Origin of the sequence: Streptomyces sp. NPDC008137 (assembly GCF_042957035.1) — a bacterium.
Lineage (GTDB): Bacteria > Actinomycetota > Actinomycetes > Streptomycetales > Streptomycetaceae > Streptomyces.
The window spans coordinates 1-18,813 of sequence record NZ_JBIBHN010000015.1 but is presented as its reverse complement, the minus strand read 5'-3'; the positions used below and the strand labels follow the sequence as shown (position 1 = coordinate 18,813).

Sequence of the window (18,813 nt, the reverse complement as noted above, 5' to 3'; positions counted from 1 at the left end):
GGACGAGCCGAGTGCCCGTCGGTGAGACGGTCACCGTCCGGTTCGACAGCCCTCCTGGAGCACTTCATGGAGCAGGCCGACGCCTGATGGGTGGCACCTGACCCGGCTCATGGCCATCGGCCGCTCCCTCTCCTCGTCGGCCGCCGGACCCTCTGTTACGCGAAGTTGCGCACCTGAAAGGACGGCGTCATGCCCGAGAACTACGTCGACAACGAGGACGTGAAGGCGGCCATCGAGAGGCCCGACACCGGCGACGGACCCGGTACCGACAACCTTGACGACCTTCCGGAGAGCGACTTCGTCGGCTTCGCCGAGGACGACGCGGGAGCCGGCCCCCAAGCCACCCCCACCATCCCTTACGACTGTCCCGTCGCGAATTTCATCGACCAGCTCAGCGCGACAGGCCACGTCACCCACGTGTCGTACAGAAAGACGTCGGTCACGCTGCACCACAACGCCGGCCGACTGTCGCACCAGGGTGTGCTCGACGTCTGGAAGGTACGTCCGGCTTCGGCCCACTTCGACGTGGACGGCGCCGGCGCCGTCGCTCAGTACGTCAAGGTGAACGAGTACGCCTGGGCCGTCGGCAACACGGCCGGCAACCAGAGCTCGATCAGCATCGAAATGGCGAACGCAACGCTCGCGCCGAACTGGACGGTCGGCGTGGCCACCTGGAGAAACGCCGCACGTCTCGCCGGCTGGCTCTTCGCCGAGGTGATCGGCGAACGCCCCAGCGGGAGCAACCTCTTCTACCACCACCACTGGCGCTCGACCGTCTGCGCCGGCCCGTTCATGGACCAGATCTACGACGAGGTACTCGCCGCGGCACAGGTGGCGTACGACCACTTCCAGGATGCACACCCCACCCTCCGGCCGGATTCCGAGCCGGTACCGGTCGAGCGTCAACGCTGACCGGCCGGGACGAGCTCAAGGTCCGCCCAGTCGGGTTGGCGGGCGAACTTCGCGAGGTCGCTCGGCGTGGAGATGACCCCTCCTGCGGCTCCGCCCCAGGAGGGGAGGGACCGTGTGGCGTCGATGACCTTTCCGTTCTCCAGCCTGCTGAGCGTGTAGCCACAGCCTCTGGAGGTTCTCCAGGCCGATGCCTTACGGGGGCCGACCTGCCCTTGGCGGGAGGGGGAGCGAATGCCGCTCGGACCGTGTGCGTCAGGGGCGTCGCCGGGGCACTGGGCAGGGCCTCAGCCGGGAGTCTCGTCCAAGCGGTGGTGCAGAGTCGAATCCACGGACACCACGCCGTCGACGCCGCGGCACAGCCGCTCGATGACGGGGATGATCTGCTCGGTCTCCACCCGGCCCTTGAGGGTCACACGGCCGTCGCGCACGTCGACGGCCACGTCGGAGGGGGCGAGGCCCAGAGTCCGGACCAGGACGTCACCGGCGATCTCGTCGCGCAGCGCGTCGTCCCGGCGCAGGAAGACGCGCAGGAGATCACCACGGCTGACGATGCCGACCAGTGTCTCCCCCTCGTCGACCACGGGCAGCCGCTTGACGCCTTGGGTGTCCATCAGACGCGCGGCTTCGACGACCGTCCACTCCGGCCGCGCGCAGACCGCGGGAGCGCTCATCAGCTGCTCGGCCGTGATGCCGTCGCTCGCGGCCGGGGCCCCGTTCGACGCGTACGGCAGCTGCGGCAGGCCTTTGGGGTCGGGCCGTGCCGCGACCGTGCGGAGCAGGTCGGCTTCCGACACCACTCCGACCGGGTGGCCGAGGTCGTCGACCACGGGCAGGGCGGTCACCTCGTTCTCGGCCAGCAGGCTGACGATGTTCTTGAAAGGTGTGTCCCGTCGCGCCAGGACGACGCCGTGGGTCATGAGGTCTCCGACGGTGCGGTGCTGCATGACGCTCCTCCCTCCGGTCCCGCGACCGACTGCGGCGCGCGCCGACCCGGCGGTCGTCCGCATGTCTTCGCACCTTCAGCCTGACCGGTGGCCTTGGCCTTGCGCATGGGGCCTTCGTGCAGAACACGGGGTCTGTTCGTCCCGGTCCGCCGGGACCTTTGGTCCGTTGGTGCCGGACTCGTCCCCGCGTGATGCTGGAGGGAGAGAGCCATCGACGGAGAGGGCACGGTCATGCACGCCCACCTTGGCGACCGGCTGATCGTCGAAAGCCCGTCCACCGGCGTCGTCCGGCGCGACGGAGAGATCGTCGGCCTCCACCACGAGGACGGGACACCGCCGTACGACGTCCGGTGGTCGGACACGGGCGATGTCACGCTGGTCTTTCCGGGGCCGGACGCCCACATTCACCAAGGAGGCGTGGAGGAGCCCGCATCGAGCGGACCGCCACCGGCAGGCGACACGGCAGTCTCCTCTCGGTCGGGTGACATCGGCCGACGCGTCGCTGCGGTCCGGCTGCGGCAAGGACTGAGCCTCGAGGAGACCGCCCGCCGCGCCCGCATGTCACCGGAGTACCTCGCCTACCTCGAGACGCACGCGTCCGACCCGAGCCTGGGGACGCTTCTGCGCGTGGCCGACGCCCTGGGGACCACGCTCCTGGAACTGCAGGGCGGCGACCAGGAGCGGCCCTCAGGGCAGGGAAAGGCGCTCTACCACCCCCACCTGCGGGACCTCGGTGAGCAGGAGTGCCGCGCACTGCTCTCGACGCACGGCGTAGGGCGGGTCTCGCTGACCACACCCCGTGGACCTGCCGTCTTCCCCGTCAACTATGAAGTGGTCGACGACGCCATCGCCTTCCGTACCGCACCCGATGCCTCCCCGGCCACCGCGGTGGGGAACACGGTGGCCTTCGAGGTCGACCACGTCGACGATGCCCTTGGCCAAGGCTGGAGCGTCCTGGCGGTCGGCAGGGCCCGGGCCGTCACCGACCTCGACGCGATCCGCACCCTCGACGAGCAGGCGCACACGGAGCCCTGGGCCGGAGGCCGGCGCACGCTGTGGGTGTCGATCGGCGTCGACCGTCTGACCGGGCGCCGCATCACTGCCGACGACGCGTGAGGGCACGCGCGTCTGGGAGGACATTCGGCACACGGCAGGGACTGTTCGGCCCCAGACAGCTCCGCGGGGAGGAGGGTGCACTGGGAAGTGCCTGGCCGTCGCAGGAGGCCGACAGGGAGCCGTGATGAAGATGAGAACGCGTTGTGGCCGCACGATCAATGTCACCCGCTTCGCCCCGCCGGGGCTGCCGACTCCGATGGGACGAGTCGTCCTCGACGCCTCCTTCGCACCCCATGACGAGGGCGAGCTGTGGGCGTCCCTCACGGCCGAGGAGGCTCGGCGCCTGGCCGGACTGCTGCTGTTCCATGCCGCCGCGGTGGATCCGGAACCCGAGGGCCCGCCAGGAGCGGCCGAGGTGGTGCCCATCGCGGGTGACGCCTACGAGATACGTGTCCGCGGACACGTGCTGACGGTCGACCAACCACTTGCCGACGGAGGCAAGGACACCGCGCCCACCCCGGTGGAGCTCTTCGTCGCGGCGGTGGCCTCCTGCGCGGCGCACTACGCGGGCCGTTACCTCGACCGGCACAGCGAGAGCCGGGACGGCATGTCCGTCCGCGCGGAGTACCGCATGGCCGACGACCGGCCGCCCCGTGTAGCAGCCCTCTCGCTGGCCGTCACGGCCCCGGCCCTGCCTCCGCAGCGGCTGGCGGCACTGCGCGCGGTGGTCTCCCACTGCACAGTGACGAACACGCTGGTCCAGGCCCCGGAGGTGGAGCTGGAGGTCCGGTGCGCCACCGACGACGAGGCGGTCCGGGAGACGGGGGCGAGCCCGGGATGACCATCCGCTGATCTCGCTCGTGTCCACGACCCACGGCACGTGAACCTCTACGACGGACTGGGCATCCCGGCGGTCTGCGACGTCACCTGGTCCGTGCACCGCATCCACCAGCTGCTCCTGCACCGCGACCTGACGCCCGACGTCAGATTCGGCGACGGCGAGACGCTCCTCGTCCGCTCCGCCCTGCCGCCCTACCTCACCGGACGGCACATCACCGAGTTCGAGGTCGAAGGCGAGATCAGAGTGGTCGAGGTGACGCGCGGAGGCCGCTCCCTGCTGCCCCTGCACGGCACGCTCGCCACGCCGGACGACATCGTCACCTTCGCCGTCGCAGCGACGTCACTGCGCAGACTGCGCGGCTTCCTGGACAAGGAGCTGGGGACATGAACGTACTGATCGCGGGGGCGGGCAGACTGGGCACACGGGTCGCCCAGGTGCTCGCGGCCTCAGGGAACGGCGTCACCCTCGTCGACGTCGACGAGGCACGTGTCGACGCACAGCGTGGACAGTTCGAGGCCCGTCTCGTCGTCGGTGACGGCAGCGAGGCCGCCGTCCAGGAACGGGCCGGTGCGGCTCATGCCGACCTGGTGGTCGCCGCCACTGGGCGGGACGAGGACAACCTCGTCATCAGTCTGCTGGCCAAGCGCCGCTTCGCCGTGCCCCGCGTCGTCGCCCGGGTCAACGAGAACGAGAACTCCTGGCTGTTCGAGCAGAGTTGGGGCGTGGACAGCGCCGTGCCGGCAGCCGCCCCGATCGTGTCCCTCATCGAGGAGGCCACCGGGGCAGCGGACACCGTGGCCCTGCTGCGACTGAGCAGCGCGGGCCTCGGGATCATCGAAACCGCCATCACGGCCGGTTCGAAGGCCGTCGGCCAACCGCTCGGTGCCGTCGAACTGCCCGAGGGCACCTTGGTGGCGACCATCGTCCGGAACGGCGACCCCACCGCGCCCACTCCCCAGACCGTGCCGCGGCCCGGTGACGAACTCCTGCTCGTCTCGCACAGCGCCGGCGAGGAAGAGATCCACGAGGCCTTTCAGTGAGGGACATCGCGGGGGCCGCGATCAGTGGGCGGGATCCTTCTCCTGATGGACCACGACGACCGGGCATGCCGCGTGCTGGGCACATCGCTGGCTGACGGACCCCAGCATCGCCCGGGCGAAGCCGCCGATTCCCCTTCGGCCCACGACGAGAAGCTCGGCCCCTTCGGAGGCCTGGATCAGCGCCTCTGACGGGTCGCCCTGGACAAGGTGTTCCTGCAGTCGCGGCGGAGGCTCGCCCGGAAAGACGGCGCGCAACTCCTCCGCGAACCGCTCCCGCGCCTGCTCCAGGTCGAAGTCCGGGTCGACCACCGGTCCGCTCCAGCCCCGGGCGGACGGCGTGTCCCACACGTAGATCGCCTCCACGGCGACGCCGGCCATCCGTGCGTGGTGGACCGCCCACCGCAACGCGGCATGGGAGGCGGGAGATCCGTCCACGCCCACGACCACCCGTGGTACAAGTTCTGAGGATTGCATGGTGACCTCACTCGGCAGTGGCTGTCCCCGTACTTCACGCTGCCCGGACCGGCGCGCCGGAGGAAGGGCCGACCGGCCCCCCGGTGGGGCCGTCGGGGGTGGGAGCGGGTCGGGCCGTTCGGCCCATGACGTCCCGGGGGGTATGGGCGAGCCTGGAAGTGGTGGGAGACCTTTTCAGGCAGTGGAGGACGTCATGCACGGCTCTGTGTACACAGTGAGCGATGTGATGACCCGCACCGTTGTCGCTCTGGCCGCCGGGGCGACCTTCAAGGAGATCGTGCGGACCGTGGAGGGGCGGCGGATCAGCGCACTGCCCGTCGTTGACACCCGGAACCGGGTGGTCGGCGTCGTCTCCGAGGCGGATCTGCTGCGCAAGGAGGAGTTCCGCGACAGCGCCCCCGACCGTGGACCGCGGGCCCGGCCCCCGGAAGGCCTTGAGAAGGCGCAGGCGGTCACCGCAGCCGATCTGATGACCTTCCCGGCCGTCACGGTCCACCCCGGCGCGACCCTCGCCCGGGCCGCCCGCATCATGGCCCGGCGCAAGGTCAACCGGCTGCCGGTCGTCGACCACGACGGTGTGCTGCGTGGGATCGTCAGCCGCTCGGATCTGCTCCGGGTGTTCCTCCGGCCGGACCGCGACATCGCGAAGGAGATCCGGCACGAGATCCTGGCCGGCCGACTGCCCGACGGTATCGAGTCGGTCCGCGTCGAGGTGGACGAGGGCGTCGTCACGCTCACCGGCCGTGTACCCGACACGTCCGTCGTGCCGCTGGCCGTGCGTCTCGTGCGCTCCGTCGAGGGAGTGGTGGACGTACGCCCCGAGCTCACCGGGCCCCGGCACCGTCCCGCCCTCGAACCGGATCTCGCGCAGGACGAGGAAGGCCGGCGATCCACGCCACAGCCGAGGGTATGAGCGTCCTGCGGGGGACAGGCCGGGCAGCCCTGTAGGGCAAGGCCGTTCGGCCCTCGCCAGGTGAACTCGGCGGACGCAGACTGGGATTGTAGGAAGGAGGGTGACATGAGCAGCATGCTGGAGCGACTGCCGGGCTGGCCCGACCTGTTCGGCTGGGTGGAGACGGGGCTCCCCGGGGCGCACGTCGCCCCCGGGCTGCACGGCATCCGCATCGAGGAACACCTCGGGGACGGCACGTACGTCGTGCGGGCCGAACTTCCGGGCGTCGACCCCGACAAGGACGTCGAGATCACCGTCGAAGAAGGGCTGCTGACACTGCGCGCCGAGCGCGCCGAGCAGACCACCGAGAAGCACCGCACCGAGTTCCGCTACGGCACCTTCGCCCGTGCCGTCCGGCTTCCCGCCGGTGCGCGGGGTGACGAGGCGACCGCGGAGTACGAGGACGGAGTCCTGACCATCACGGTCCCGGTCCCGGAGGCGAAGACGGGAACCAGGGCCATCCCGGTGCGGCACGTCTGAGAGCGGCGGGCGTCCGCACCACAACCGTGTGCGCGGCCGGTGTGACACCGGCCGCGCACACACCTGTCCGGACCCCGGGTGCTCCTGGCGTCTCAGCAGATGCGCGGTAGTTGCTCGCCCAGAGGCATGTCCACCACGCGCCGGGCGCCGACCAGCGTGCGCAGGACGACCCGGCCGGCCGGCCCCTGAGGGAACACCTCTCCGATGTGTACCGCCTGTCGTCCCTCGGGGAGGGATCGCAGACCGGCGAGGGCCTCTTCTGCCGCCGACGGGGCGACGAAAGCCACCAGACAGCCCTCGTTGGCGACGATCAGGGGATCGAGGCCGAGCAGGTCGCAGGCGGCGCCGACGGCCTGAGGTACCGGGACGGCGCTCTCCTCGATGTGGACGGTGACGTGCGAGTCACGGGCGATCTCGTTGAGGGCCGCGGCCAGTCCGCCGCGGGTCGGGTCGCGCAGGCAGTGCACGTGGCCGCCGAGGGGCGCGAGGGCGTCGACCAGGCGGTGCAGGGGGCGGCTGTCCGAGGCGATGTCGCTCTCGAAGCCGAGCCCTTCGCGTGTGGACAGGACGGTCGTTCCGTGCACTCCGATCGGACCGGACAGCAGCACGGCGTCCCCGGGCCGGGCGAGTGCGGCGGACGGGCGCAGCCCCAGGTGCCGGTGACCTACGCCCGTGGTGTTGACGAAGATCTTGTCCACGGCGCCACGGCCCACGACCTTGGTGTCACCGGTGACCACGGGCACCCCGGCGTCACGAGCTGCCTTGCCCAACGACTCGACCACGCTGCGCAGTTCGGCCAGCGGGAGACCCTCTTCGATGATCAGGGCCACGGACAGCGCGATCGGCCGCGCTCCACGCATGGCGAGGTCGTTGACCGTGCCGTGCACGGCCAGGGACCCGATGTCGCCGCCGGGGAAGAACAGCGGGCTGACGACGAAACTGTCGGTGCTGATCACGAGGTCCGGGCGGCCGGGCAGCAGGGCGGCGTCCTCCAGCGGGCCGGGGTGCCCGTCGAGGGCGGGCAGCACCAGCGTGTCGAGGAGTTCGGCGGTCAGCCGCCCTCCCGCGCCGTGACCGAGCAGGACGACGTCGTCCTCGTGGTGGGGGACGGGACAGTCGAGGGTCATGGCTGAAGCACTTCCTTCGTGCGGCCGGCGGCGTGGAAGGCCGCGCAGGTGCCCTCGGCGGAGACCATCGGTGCGCCGAGCGGATGGCGGGGCGTGCAGCGGGTGCCGTATGCCGGGCAGTCCGTGGGCAGCCGGGCACCGGTGAGCACGGCACCGGCGATGCACTCGGGATCCTCGACGGTGCGCAAACCGCCGACGTCGAACCGCCGCGCGGCGTCGAAGCGTGCGTACGTGCCGGTGAGTTCCAGGCCGCTGCCCGGCAGCTCGCCGATGCCCCGCCAGGCACGGTCGGTGACACGGAACACGGTACGGACCGCGTCCTGCGCCTCGGTGTTGCCCGAGCGGCGCACGGCCCGCACGTACTGGTTGTTGACCTCGCAGCGGCCCTGTTCCAGCTGGCGTACGGCCATGAGGACGCCCTCCAGCAGGTCGAGCGGTTCGAAGCCGGTGACCACGATGGGCACGCGGTAGCGGGCGGCGATCGGTTCGTACTCGCGCCAGCCCATCACCGCGCACACGTGCCCGGCCGCGAGGAAGGCCTGCACCTCGCAGTCGGGGTCCTCCAGCAGGGCGGTCATGGCGGGCGGCACCAGGACGTGACTGACCAGCATCGAGAAGTTGGCCAGGCCGAGCCGCGCGGCGTGCAGCACCGCCATGGCGTTGGCCGGCGCGGTCGTCTCGAACCCGACGGCGAGGAAGACGACCTCGCGCTCCGGGCAGTCCGCGGCGATGCGCACCGCGTCCATCGGCGTGTACACCACCCGTACGTCCGCGCCGCGCGCCCGCAGCGACAGCAGGTCGGTGTCCGTGCCGGGCACGCGCAGCATGTCGCCGAAGCTGGTGAGGATCGTGCCGGGGCGGCCCGCGATGGCCATCGCCCGGTCCAGGGTCTCCAGCGGGGTGACGCACACCGGGCAGCCCGGCCCGTGGATCATGCGGATGCCCGCCGGCAGCAGTTCGTCGATGCCCTGGCGGACCAGGGTGTGGGTCTGGCCGCCGCAGACCTCCATGATCCGCCAGGGCGTGGACGCGGTGCGGCGCAGCTCGTCCAGCAGCCGCCGGGCGAGCGCCGGGTCACGGTACTCGTCGAGGTACTTCATCCGGGGTCCCTCACACGCACCCCTCCGGACAGGGCCATGTCGACGTCGACCACGCCTTCGACGGAACGCACCAGACGGGTGACGACGGGCACCAGGGACGTGTCCCGCACCCGCCCGGTGAGGGTGACGACTCCGTCGGCCACGTCCACCTGGACGGGCTCCGGAGGAGCCGGGAAGACGGGGGTCAGGATCTCCTGCCGGATCTCCTCGGCGATCTCGTCGTCGGTGCGCAGGAACACCTTGAGCAGATCGGCCCGGCTGACCACGCCTTCGAGGAGACCCTCGTCGTTGACGACGGGCAGCCGCTTGACCTTGCGCTGGGCCATGGTGCGGGCCGCCTGCGCGAGCGTGGCGCCGGGATGGACCGTGACGGCCGGTGTGCTCATCACGTCCGCGGCGGTCATGCCCCCGGCCTTGGCCAGGTCGGGCAGTCGGCGCAGCTGGGTGAAGCGGTCCGGATCGCTGTCGCGGAACTCCTCCTTGACCAGCAGGTCGGCCTCGGACACGACGCCGATCACCCGGCCCTCGCCCTCCAGCACGGGCAGGGCGCTGACCTTCCACTCCTGCATGAGCTTGACGATGTCCTTGAACGAGGCGTCACGGCCCACCGCCACGACGGTGTGGGTCATGACGTCGCTGACGATGTGCGGGCTGACGTGCATGGTGTCCTCCTCGGAGGTGTCAGGAGCGGTCGATGGTCAGGTCCAGGAAGTGCGTGGAGCACGAGATGCACGGGTCGTGGTTGCGGATGGCCCGCTCGCACAGGTGCGTCAGCTCCTCGTCGGACGGTTCGCCCTCGGCGAGGACCCGCTCGACGGTCCGGACCAGGTCGTCCTCGATGGCGCCCTGGTTCTGCGCGGTGGGCGGCACCAGGCACGTGTCCGTGACGGTCCCCTCGGCGTCCAGCCGGTAGCGGTGGTAGAGCAGCCCGCGCGGTGCCTCGGTGGCGCCATGGCCGGTGCCGGCGACGGGGGGAACGTCGACGTGGGGACGTTTCGGGGGCTCGTAGGCCTCGATGATCCGCAGTGCCTCGTCGACCGCGTAGACCACCTCCACGGCCCGCACCAGCACCGAGCGGTACGGGTTGCGGCAGGCCGCACGGAGGGCGGGATCGCCCAGCCCCGCCTCGCGGGCCGCCTCCCGCGCCGTGGGCGAGAGCCTGTCGCCGCCGACCGCGAACCGGGCGAGCGGGCCGGTGAGATGGCGTCGGCCGTCGAGCCGGGAGTGCAGCGCGGTCGAGTGGGGCACCTGCTCTTCGCGCACGTGGTCCAGGAAGGCTCGGACCGGGAACTCCACCCGTCCACCGTCGCCGCGCAGCACGGTCGGGACGCCGTCCTCGATGGCGTACGTCGCCGGAGCGGTGAGGGCCAGGAAGTCGGCGTCCAGGTCGGCGTCCGGGAGGTCGAAGCCCGCGACCCAGCGGACCGTGTCCCAGGCGTCGTCGGCGGCCCGGCGCAAGCGCTCCCGCAACGGCCGCAGCTCGGCCCGGGCGGGCGCCCGGTGAAAGCCGCCGAGCCGGACGTTGACCGGATGGATCGCACGGCCACCGAGCTGTTCGAGGATCGCGTTGCCCGCCTGCTTCAGCCGCAGCCCCCGCTCCACGTCAGCGCGCCGGATGCGGGCGAGGTCGACGGCGCTGTCGCAGCCGAGGAAGTCCGGGGCGTGCAGGAGGTAGATGTGGAGGGCGTGGCTCTCGATCCACTCGCCGCAGTACAGCAGTCGGCGCAGTTCGCGGATCGGACGGTCGACCGTGATGCCACAGGCGTCCTCGATCGCCCGGCAGGCGCTCATCTGGTACGCCACGGGGCAGATCCCGCACACGCGGGCGGTGATGTCGGGCGGCTCGGTGTACGAGCGGCCGCGCAGGAACGCCTCGAAGAAGCGCGGGGGTTCGTAGATCCGCAGCCGTGCCTCCTCGACCCTGCTGCCGACGACGCGCAGGTGCAGGGCTCCCTCCCCCTCCACGCGGGCGAGCGAGCCGACCCGCAGGACGCGGGAGCCACGGTGGGTCATGACCGGGCCTCCTTGTCGAACTCGGGCGCGTTGAAGGTGCGCAGGAGGCGTTCGACGTCGCGGTCGTCCAGGCCATCGCGGTGCAGCAGCGGGATCAGCGCGCGCAGGATCGGCGAGCGTGAGGGACCGAAGCAGCCGTAGCAGCCGCGTCCGTACGCCGGGCAGATCGCCCCGCACCCGGCGTGCGTGACGGGGCCGAGGCAGGGGGTGCCGTGAGCCACGGTGACGCAGACCGTGCCGCGGCGCTTGCACTCGAAGCACACACTGTGGTTCGGGACGTCCGGCTTGCGCTGCGCCAGGAAGGCGGTGATCACCTCGATGAGCTGCCTGCGGTCGATGGGGCATCCGCGCAGCTCGAAGTCCACGTCCACGTGGTCCGCGACGGGCGTCGAGGTGGCGAGGGTGTCGATGTAGTCGGGCCGTGCGTACACGGTGCGGGTGAACTCCTCGACGTCCGCGAAGTTCCGCAGCGCCTGGATGCCCCCGGCCGTGGCGCACGCGCCGATGGTCACGAGGAAGCGGGACTGCGCGCGGATCTCCCGGATCCGCTCCGCGTCGGCGGGTGTGGTGACCGACCCCTCGACGAGCGTGAGGTCGTACGGGCCGGGTTCCACCGCGCTGGACGCCTCCAGGAAGTGGACGATGCGCACTTTCCCGGCGAGCGTGAGGAGCTCGTCCTCGCAGTCCAGGAGCGCGAGCTGGCACCCGTCGCAGGACGCGAGCTTGAACACCGCGAGCGTGGGGACGGTCATGTCACAACTCCCTCACCGAGAGCAGGGCTTCGGCCCGGTCCCAGCCGATCACGGGACCGTCGCGGCACAGCAGCACACCACCGAGCTGGCAGTGGCCGCAGTGCCCGGTGGCGCAGCGCATGTTCCGCTCCAGCGAGACCCGGACGCGGTGCGCGGGCACTCCGCGGTGGAGCAGGTCGCGCGCGGTGGCCCGGATCATGACCTCGGGGCCGCACACGTACGCCGTGGTGTTCTCCGGCGTGAACCGGGCGGTGTTCAGCAGCGTGGTGACGAGCCCGACTTGGCCCCACCAGCCCGGGGACGGCCGGTCGGCCGTGACCCAGCAGTGCGGCGGGTCGGGAGAGATCGCCCAGGTGCGCATCCGTTCGGCGTACAGGAGATCGTCGGGAGTGCGCGTCCCGACGAGCAGGTTCAGCCGTCCGTAGGTCCGTCGAGCCGCCAGTGCGGTCAGCACGAGAGGCCGCAGCGGCGCGAGACCGATCCCGCCCGTCACGGCCACGACGTCCTGACCGGCCGCGCGCTCCAGTTCCCAGCCGGTACCGAAAGGGCCGCGCAGGCCGACCTCCTGCCCCGGCCGGAGCGCGCACAGCGCGGCCGAGACCGCGCCCACCGAGCGGATCGTGTGGACCAGTTCCCGGTGTCCGATGCGGGACACCGATACGGGGATCTCCCCGACCCCGAAGGCGTACACCACGGCGAACTGCCCGGGGGCGAAGGGCTCGAGTTCCTCCTCGCCGGCGGGCGTGAGCGTGAGACTGACCGTGTCGGCCGTCTCGCGCGGCACTCGGGTCACCCGGTAGGGGACGGGGAGCTCGTTCATGCCGGGCTCCCGCTGCCGTGGGGCGCGTACAGGTCCAGCAGGCGGATCCGCGAGGCCTGCAGCCGGTGTGCCACGACCCGGCCCACCCAGGTCGCAACTGCCCGGCCGAACTCGGGATCGCGCGCGCACATGGCCCGTACGGCCTCCGCGTCGAACTCCCAGGCGCGCACGGGGCTCAGAGCCTCCGCACCCAACTGCCAGCGGTACGGAGCGAAGTGCCAGGACCAGCCGAGGAGCTCGCCGTGGCTCAGGGACTCGATGACGGCGGCACGGCGGCCGGGCACATGCATGTCGAGGAGGACGGTGCCCGTACGGATGATCCAGAACCGGTCGGCGCGACGACCCTCGTCGAAGAGGCGTTCTCCGGCTTCGAAGGAGACCTCTCGGGCGAGGCGCATCAACTGGTCGCGGTGTTCGACCGGAAGAGCCATGGAGAGAGTGGTGGTGGTCATTGTTCCGTCTCCTTCTGCTCTTCTCTCTGCTTCTCGCGCCGCAGGCGGTCGGCGAGTTCGTCGTGCAGCGCGGCGGCTTCCTCGGTGATGTCGATGCCGACCGGGCACCAGGTGGCGCAGCGTCCGCAGCCCACGCAGCCGGAGCTGCCGAACTGCTCGTACCAGGTGGAGAGTTTGTGGGTGAGCCATTGGCGGTAGCGGCTGCGCGCCGAGGACCGCACGGGCCCGCCATGGAGGTAGGAGAAGTCCATGTCGAAGCAGGAGTCCCAGCGCAGCCACCGCTCGGCGTGGTCGCCGGTGAGGTCGGTGACCTCCTCGGTGGTCGTGCAGAAGCAGGTGGGGCACACCATGGTGCAGTTGCCGCAGGTCAGGCAGCGGGCCGCGACGTCGTCCCAGCGGTCGGCCTCCAGGCTCCCGCCCATCAGGGTCCGTAGGTCCACGGGCGGCATGGCCCGTCCCATCCGGTCCCGGGCGGCGTCGACCGCGGCACGGGCCGCGTGCTCCGTCGCCCGGTCGGCCGGTTGATGGGAGACATGCGCCAGGACTTCCTGTCCGGCCTCGCTGCCCGCGCGGACGAGGAAGCGGTGACCGGTCTCGTCCAGGACCTCGGTCAGGGCGAGGTCGAACCCGGCGTCCGCGGCAGGGCCGCCCCCCATGGAGACGCAGAAGCACGTGGCACCCGGTTCGGTGCACTCGGCGGCGATCAAAAAGGCTCCCGTGCGCCGTTCCTCGTAATCCCTGTCCCGGTACCGGCCGCCGGCCAGGACCCGGTCCTGGATCGCGATGGCCCGCAGGTCGCAAGGGCGTACGCCCAGGAAGGCGTACGACGGCTGCTCGGGGTTCTCCTCGGTGATCGACAGGCGGCCGTCCGGCGTCCGCTCGGCACTCCAGAGCTTCTCCCGCTGCGGGTGCAGGAACGTCTTCCACGACTGAGGGCCGGCCGTGTGGGCGAACACGGCACCGTCGGCACGCGGCACGAGGCGGTAACGGCCGGCCTCGACCTCCGTGCCCCAGCCGAAGGGCAGGTCGTCGGCCGACGCTATCTCGTCGAGAACGACGGCTCCGTCCCGGACCGTGGGGCCGATGACCGTGCGACCCCGCGCGCCCAGGAGCCGGACCAGGGCACTCAACCCGTCCCTGTCCAGGACGCCGTTCGTCGGGCTGTTCGTCATCGTCGCCCTCCGCATACCGATCGAGCCCCCTGCTGTCAGCCTGTTCCTCCAGGGAGTGCGACACCACGGGCCGCCCGGGCACCGTCATGGGGACCTTCGGCCTCGATGAGGCGGTCGCGGCGGGTCGGGCGCGCGGGGCAGCGTGGCACGTGAACAACGGGAAGGACATCCGCTTCTCGCGGATCCGGATTGCGCGGTGCGCGGCCATAACCGCTTTCTCCGCGTCTCACTCTCGTCCTTCCCGTCACCTTCAGCACACCGCGTGACCGGTCGGCCCACCAGGGCCGATCGGCCTCGATCCGCCCGGAAAGGTCATGGGCGCGGACCACGCTCAGCAGGGCATAGGGCGTCCGGAAGGTGTCCGCAGGTCGGGAGGCTCTGGCCGCTGCGGAGGCCGGGGACGCTTCGTTTCCTGGATCCTCTTCATGGTGATCGCCCCGGGTCGTGGCCCTTCGCGTCTGTTCCAGCCTGGTAGGTCGCCGACGGTTCGGTAAGGGGCGAGTGGCCCCTTTCCCGGACCCCAGCGGGTCCTCTGCCTGAGACGGGCCGAACGTCCTCCGTCCGGGCCCGACCGCCCCTGCCCCTGATGGAGCCGGAGTGGGACCGTGGACGGGAGACCCTCTGCTGCACGTGATGGCAGCCCGAGAGATTGGCGGTGGGGATCATGGAACTGCCCTTGATCGTGGGCGTCGACGGATCGGACGGCAGCATCCTGGCCATCGACTGGGCGGTGGACGAGGCCGTCCGCCATGGTCTGCCGTTGCGGCTGGTCTATGCCTCCCTGTGGGAGCGCTATGAAGGTGCGTTGCCGTCGCTGGGCCGAGAGCGCCCCTCGGATCGGGTGATGGCGGACCACATAGTGGCTTCCGCCGAGGAACGCGTTCGACGGCTCAGCCCCGACCTGAAGGTGACGGGCGAGGCGGTGGCCGCGGAAGCGGTGTCCGCCCTCCTGAGCGAAGGAGACAACGCCTCTGCCCTGGTGACCGGGTCGCGCGGTCGTGGAGAGCTGAAGGGAGCGCTGCTGGGCTCGGTGAGCCTCGCTGTCGCGGCCCGTGCGTACTGTCCGGTCGTCGTGGTCCGGGGCGACAAGGCCGGTCTGGCCGGTACGCACGGTCGGATCCTGCTCGGTGCCGGGGACCCCGACACGAGCGGCGAGGCCGTCCGGTTCGCGTTCCGTGAGGCGGAGGCCCGTGGGTGTGAGCTCGACGTCGTCCGCGCGTGGCGCCTTCCGGTGAACGAAGGCGCCGACCCCCCGGCACCGGCCGAGGCTCCCGTGTACGAGCACGAGGCGCAGGCCTCGGACCTGGTGGACCAGCTGGTGGCCCTCGTCGTGGCCGACTACCAGGCCGTGCGGGTGCGCCGGGCCACGGTCGAGGGACCGGCACGCAAGGTGCTGGTGAACCGCTCGGCCGCCGCCGACCTGGTGGTCGTGGGCGCGCGGCGCCGGACCGGCCACTTCGGCCTCCAACTGGGCCGGGTGAGCCACACCCTGCTGCACCACGCGCACTGCCCCGTCGCGGTCGTGCCCCAGCGGACATGACCGCCGGAAGGCCTGAGCCGGGCCGAGGAGCCCCCTTTCACGGCTCCGGGGCCGGGTGGTGAGCACGGCACGCGCATGTGTGCTGTCGCCCTCTTCGAAGGTGTACATCCGGACGGTCCACTGCTTGGCTTCCATGGTGATCGCTTCCGTACCGGAGCCGCCTTGCTCCCGTCCTGCGCGCCGGCGGGCCGGCGGACGGCCGCGCCAGTGCCGAACGGTCCCCCGGCACTCACGGCGCCAGGGAGAAGTAGCTCTCCTCTTCCTGTGTGAAGTGCAGGCGCAGCACGGTGTTCAGGCCGTAGAGGCAGGAGCGGAGGTCGTCGAGCTGGTCGGGGGCCAGGCCACCGGCGACGTGGGCAAGGTGCAGATGGGTGGCGATGCGACGGGAGAGACGCTCGATCTCCGTGTGGGCACGGCTCATGGTGGCGGTGGCCTCGGGGCCGCCGAGAGCGGGAGCCAGGGCGGGGTAGAGCCGGTGTTCCTCGGCGTACTCGTGCGGCAGCAGCCGCTCCGTGAGCAGCCGGTGTGCCTCCTCGACCGCCGCGAGGGCCTGAGGTCCCGGGGCGTCGGACAGCCGGTCGGCGGCGGTGCGCACGGCTTCGAGAACATCCTGCAGGTCGTCGTGTTCGGCGGCGAAGCGGTGGATCAGCGCCTCGGTGTCCGGGGGGAGGGCGGGACGCACGGCCCGGTCCACGCGCAGGGCGCGCAGCGCGTTGAGGATGACGGCGGCGTCGATGCCCTCCTGGAGCAGCGCACCGGCGGCCGGCGGGAGCCGCCCGGCCGCCGCCGCGGCCATCGCGGCGAGGGACAGCAGCATGCCGCCGAGGGCGCTCTGCACAGCGATGCGCCGGGCGCGTACGGCGATGGAGAGGGCGTCGGCCAGACGGTCGACGCGGTCGGTGGTCAGGACGATGTCGGCGGCTTCGGAGGTGGCGGTGGAACCCCGGGCGCCCATGGCCACGCCGACATCGGCGGCGGCGAGGGCGGGGGCGTCGTTCACACCGTCGCCGACCATCACGGTGACCGCACGGTCCCGCTCGGCACGCACCGCGGCGACCTTCTCCGCCGGGCCGAGCTCGGCGCGTACGTCGTCCAGACCCAGGACGGCGGCGACCTCGCGGGCGGGTTCGGCGCGGTCCCCGGTGAGCATCAGCACCCGGTCGATACCTGCCGAACGAAGGTGGCGCAGGGTACGTGGGGCGTCATGGCGCAAAGCGTCGCGCAGAAGGACGGCGCCGGCCGGTTTCCCGTCGACGGTGAGCCAGGCGACGGCCGCTCCGTCGAGAAGGGCACGGTTGTCGACCGCGCCGGCCCAGGCCGGCCGGGCCTCGCCGGAATCGGCGCGACCGATGGCGACGCGGTGTCCGTCCACCGTTCCGGTGGGGCCCCGGCCGGGTTCCTCGGTGACGTCGGCGGGAACCGTCAGATCCAGCTTGCGATCCCGTGCGGTGGCGACGATCGCCCGGGCGAGCACGTGGGGCGAGTACTGGTCGACCGATGCGGCCAGGCGGAGTACTTCGGAGGTTGTCCAGCCGGGTGCGGCGGTGACGTCGACGACGCGGGGACGGCCGCGGGTGAGGGTGCCGGTCTTGTCCAGCAGCAGGGTGCGGGACCGGCCAAGATTCTCCAGCGCGCCACCGTCCCTGATGACAACGCCCAGGCGGGAGGCACGGGAGAGACCCGAGACGATCGCGACCGGCGCGGCGAGCAGGAGCGGACACGGAGTGGCGACGACCAGGACCGCGACCGCCCGGACCGCGGAGCCACTGATCAGCCAGGCCAGTCCCGCGACGGCGAGGGAAAGGGGCAGGAACCAAACCGCGTAGCGGTCGGCCAGCCGCACGACGGGCGCGTTCTGCGCGCCCGCCTGCTGAGCCAGCCGCACGATGCCGGCGTACGTGCTGTCCTGCTCGGCCGCGGTCGCCCGCAGTTCGAAGGCACCCCCGGCGTTGACGACGCCGCTGCGCGTTGTCGTGCCTCGGGGGCGTTCGACTTGCAGGGGCTCACCGGTGAGCACGGACTCGTCGAGGACGGCGGCGGAGCTCTCCAGGGTGCCGTCGACGGGGACCACCTCGCCGGGGCCGACCACGAGCAGGTCGCCGACGCCGATCTCGGCCAGTGGCACGGAGCGCACCCCGTCCTCCGTGCGGCGACGTGCCGAGCGCGGGGCATGTTCCAGCAGGGCCCGCAGGTCGTGGGAGGCGCGCTTCCGGGCAGTTGCTTCCAGGGTGCGGCCGGTGGCCAGCATCAGCCCGATCAGGGCGCCGGCCAGGTACTCGCCGACGGCAAGGGTGCCCCCCCAGGGCAAGCACGGCGATCACGTCCACGCCGGCATGCCCGCGCCGCAGCGTCGACCACACCCATCCCACCGCGGGCACGACCGCGGAGACTGTGCCCAGACCCCACAGGAGGTCGGCGAGAGGGTCGGCACCGACGAGCCAGGCGATGCCGCCGGCGGTCACGGCCGTCGACGTGACGACCAGAAGAGCAGATTCCAGCGAGGCCGCCGATGCCAGGCGGCCCAGCCGGGCCGTGAGGATGGAGGGTTTCATGGCACACCTCGGTCCGTCCGAAGCGGCGACCGTCGCGCAGGTCCCCCCACCATGACAGCGCGGCTCACGGTGCCGGCGGCAGGGGACGAACGGCCCTAGGTGTGCTGACCGGACAGGTTGGTGACGCCAGACGGGCTTGATCACGGCGAAGGCCTCCGTGTGTGGTGGAGGTGTCGAATCTTCACCGCACGGAGGCCTTCGTGTTCCACCGTAATGCCCGGCTGACCGTCCATGGCAGGCGGCTGCTGGTTGAACGTGTCCGCACCGGACGCCCTGTCGCCCATGTTGCCGCCGAGATGGGCATCTCCCGCGTCACCGCGCACAAGTGGATGCGCCGCTGGCGGGCCGAAGGCGAGCAGGGACTGCACGACCGGTCCAGCCGTCCGCGCACGACACCGCACCGCACGGCAGGGGCGATCGAGGCGCGCGTGTGCCGCCTTCGGCAGGATCGCAAGCTCGGCCCGGCCCGCATCGGCCCGATCCTGGGCCTGCCCGCCTCGACCGTGCACCGCGTCCTGGTCCGCCACGGCCTCAACCGCCTGGCCTGGCTGGATCGGTCCACCGGACAGCTCATCCGCCGCTACGA

Annotated in this window: 19 protein-coding genes and 1 pseudogene; 9 read left to right on the top strand and 11 right to left on the bottom strand. The window is 71.6% G+C overall.

What is annotated here, in order from left to right; all coding sequences use genetic code 11:
- The first annotated feature begins 189 nt into the window (after nt 1-189).
- Nucleotides 190-912 carry an N-acetylmuramoyl-L-alanine amidase gene (locus ACFZBT_RS23125; protein ID WP_391106334.1) on the top strand — a complete coding sequence of 241 codons (723 nt, stop codon included), beginning with the start codon at nt 190-192 and terminating at the stop codon, nt 910-912.
- A 284-nt stretch (nt 913-1,196) separates the two neighbouring features.
- On the opposite strand, the gene ACFZBT_RS23120 is transcribed toward ACFZBT_RS23125, so the two are convergent.
- Nucleotides 1,197-1,856: a CBS domain-containing protein gene (locus ACFZBT_RS23120; protein WP_391106332.1), complete on the bottom strand. Its 660-nt coding sequence runs from the start codon at nt 1,854-1,856 to the stop codon at nt 1,197-1,199.
- Between the two features lie 231 nt (nt 1,857-2,087).
- Here ACFZBT_RS23120 and ACFZBT_RS23115 point away from each other — a divergent pair, with 231 nt between their 5' ends.
- From ACFZBT_RS23115 to ACFZBT_RS23100, 4 genes are all read left to right on the top strand, one after another.
- The gene (locus tag ACFZBT_RS23115; RefSeq protein ID WP_391106330.1) at nt 2,088-2,972 is read left to right on the top strand and encodes a DUF1918 domain-containing protein; all 885 of its coding nucleotides are present in this window, start codon (nt 2,088-2,090) and stop codon (nt 2,970-2,972) included.
- Nucleotides 2,973-3,102: 130 nt separating this feature from the next.
- A complete protein-coding gene (locus tag ACFZBT_RS23110; protein ID WP_391106328.1) occupies nt 3,103-3,753 on the top strand; it encodes an OsmC family protein in 651 nt (216 codons plus the stop codon).
- A gap of 39 nt (nt 3,754-3,792) precedes the next feature.
- Nucleotides 3,793-4,140 (top strand): hypothetical protein, encoded by a 348-nt coding sequence (locus ACFZBT_RS23105; RefSeq protein ID WP_391106326.1) that lies wholly within the window; start codon nt 3,793-3,795, stop codon nt 4,138-4,140.
- A complete protein-coding gene (locus ACFZBT_RS23100; protein WP_391106325.1) occupies nt 4,137-4,793 on the top strand; it encodes an NAD-binding protein in 657 nt (218 codons plus the stop codon). Before ACFZBT_RS23105 ends, ACFZBT_RS23100 begins: the two co-directional genes overlap by 4 nt.
- Nucleotides 4,794-4,814: 21 nt before the next feature.
- Here the strand turns inward: ACFZBT_RS23100 and ACFZBT_RS23095 are convergent, their stop codons facing one another.
- Nucleotides 4,815-5,267 (bottom strand): universal stress protein, encoded by a 453-nt coding sequence (locus ACFZBT_RS23095; protein ID WP_391106323.1) that lies wholly within the window; start codon nt 5,265-5,267, stop codon nt 4,815-4,817.
- A 193-nt stretch (nt 5,268-5,460) separates the two neighbouring features.
- On the opposite strand from ACFZBT_RS23095, the gene ACFZBT_RS23090 reads away from it, so the two are divergent.
- Both ACFZBT_RS23090 and ACFZBT_RS23085 read left to right on the top strand, forming a co-directional pair.
- The gene (locus tag ACFZBT_RS23090; RefSeq protein WP_391106321.1) at nt 5,461-6,180 is read left to right on the top strand and encodes a CBS domain-containing protein; all 720 of its coding nucleotides are present in this window, start codon (nt 5,461-5,463) and stop codon (nt 6,178-6,180) included.
- 105 nt (nt 6,181-6,285) lie between these two features.
- A complete protein-coding gene (locus ACFZBT_RS23085; RefSeq protein WP_391106319.1) occupies nt 6,286-6,699 on the top strand; it encodes an Hsp20 family protein in 414 nt (137 codons plus the stop codon).
- Between the two features lie 92 nt (nt 6,700-6,791).
- Here the strand turns inward: ACFZBT_RS23085 and hypE are convergent, their stop codons facing one another.
- The 8 genes from hypE to ACFZBT_RS23045 are packed head-to-tail and all read right to left on the bottom strand — an operon-like array spanning nt 6,792 to nt 14,135.
- The gene (gene hypE, locus ACFZBT_RS23080) at nt 6,792-7,826 is read right to left on the bottom strand and encodes a hydrogenase expression/formation protein HypE (protein WP_391106317.1); all 1,035 of its coding nucleotides are present in this window, start codon (nt 7,824-7,826) and stop codon (nt 6,792-6,794) included.
- Nucleotides 7,823-8,926: a hydrogenase formation protein HypD gene (gene hypD / locus ACFZBT_RS23075; RefSeq protein ID WP_391106315.1), complete on the bottom strand. Its 1,104-nt coding sequence runs from the start codon at nt 8,924-8,926 to the stop codon at nt 7,823-7,825. The genes hypE and hypD overlap by 4 nt, the downstream gene beginning before the upstream one ends.
- Nucleotides 8,923-9,588 carry a CBS domain-containing protein gene (locus ACFZBT_RS23070; protein WP_391106313.1) on the bottom strand — a complete coding sequence of 222 codons (666 nt, stop codon included), beginning with the start codon at nt 9,586-9,588 and terminating at the stop codon, nt 8,923-8,925. Before ACFZBT_RS23070 ends, hypD begins: the two co-directional genes overlap by 4 nt.
- Nucleotides 9,589-9,607: 19 nt before the next feature.
- Entirely contained in the window at nt 9,608-10,939 is a 1,332-nt protein-coding gene (locus ACFZBT_RS23065; RefSeq protein WP_391106311.1) for a nickel-dependent hydrogenase large subunit, read from the bottom strand.
- Entirely contained in the window at nt 10,936-11,691 is a 756-nt protein-coding gene (locus tag ACFZBT_RS23060; RefSeq protein WP_391106309.1) for an oxidoreductase, read from the bottom strand. The genes ACFZBT_RS23065 and ACFZBT_RS23060 overlap by 4 nt, the downstream gene beginning before the upstream one ends.
- 1 nt (nt 11,692) lies before the next feature.
- On the bottom strand, nt 11,693-12,511 hold the full coding sequence (locus tag ACFZBT_RS23055; RefSeq protein ID WP_391106307.1) for an FAD/NAD(P)-binding protein: 819 nt from the start codon (nt 12,509-12,511) through the stop codon (nt 11,693-11,695).
- The gene (locus ACFZBT_RS23050; RefSeq protein ID WP_391106305.1) at nt 12,508-12,963 is read right to left on the bottom strand and encodes a cyclic nucleotide-binding domain-containing protein; all 456 of its coding nucleotides are present in this window, start codon (nt 12,961-12,963) and stop codon (nt 12,508-12,510) included. Before ACFZBT_RS23050 ends, ACFZBT_RS23055 begins: the two co-directional genes overlap by 4 nt.
- The gene (locus tag ACFZBT_RS23045; RefSeq protein ID WP_391106303.1) at nt 12,960-14,135 is read right to left on the bottom strand and encodes a 4Fe-4S dicluster domain-containing protein; all 1,176 of its coding nucleotides are present in this window, start codon (nt 14,133-14,135) and stop codon (nt 12,960-12,962) included. Before ACFZBT_RS23045 ends, ACFZBT_RS23050 begins: the two co-directional genes overlap by 4 nt.
- Nucleotides 14,136-14,799: 664 nt before the next feature.
- Here ACFZBT_RS23045 and ACFZBT_RS23040 point away from each other — a divergent pair.
- Entirely contained in the window at nt 14,800-15,675 is an 876-nt protein-coding gene (locus ACFZBT_RS23040; RefSeq protein ID WP_391106301.1) for a universal stress protein, read from the top strand.
- Between the two features lie 229 nt (nt 15,676-15,904).
- Here ACFZBT_RS23040 and ACFZBT_RS23035 read toward each other — a convergent pair.
- Nucleotides 15,905-18,227, bottom strand: a pseudogene (locus ACFZBT_RS23035) (heavy metal translocating P-type ATPase).
- A 200-nt stretch (nt 18,228-18,427) separates the two neighbouring features.
- Here ACFZBT_RS23035 and ACFZBT_RS23030 point away from each other — a divergent pair.
- Nucleotides 18,428-18,813 (top strand): leucine zipper domain-containing protein (locus ACFZBT_RS23030; RefSeq protein ID WP_391106299.1); only part of this gene is annotated, 386 nt, incomplete at its 3' end.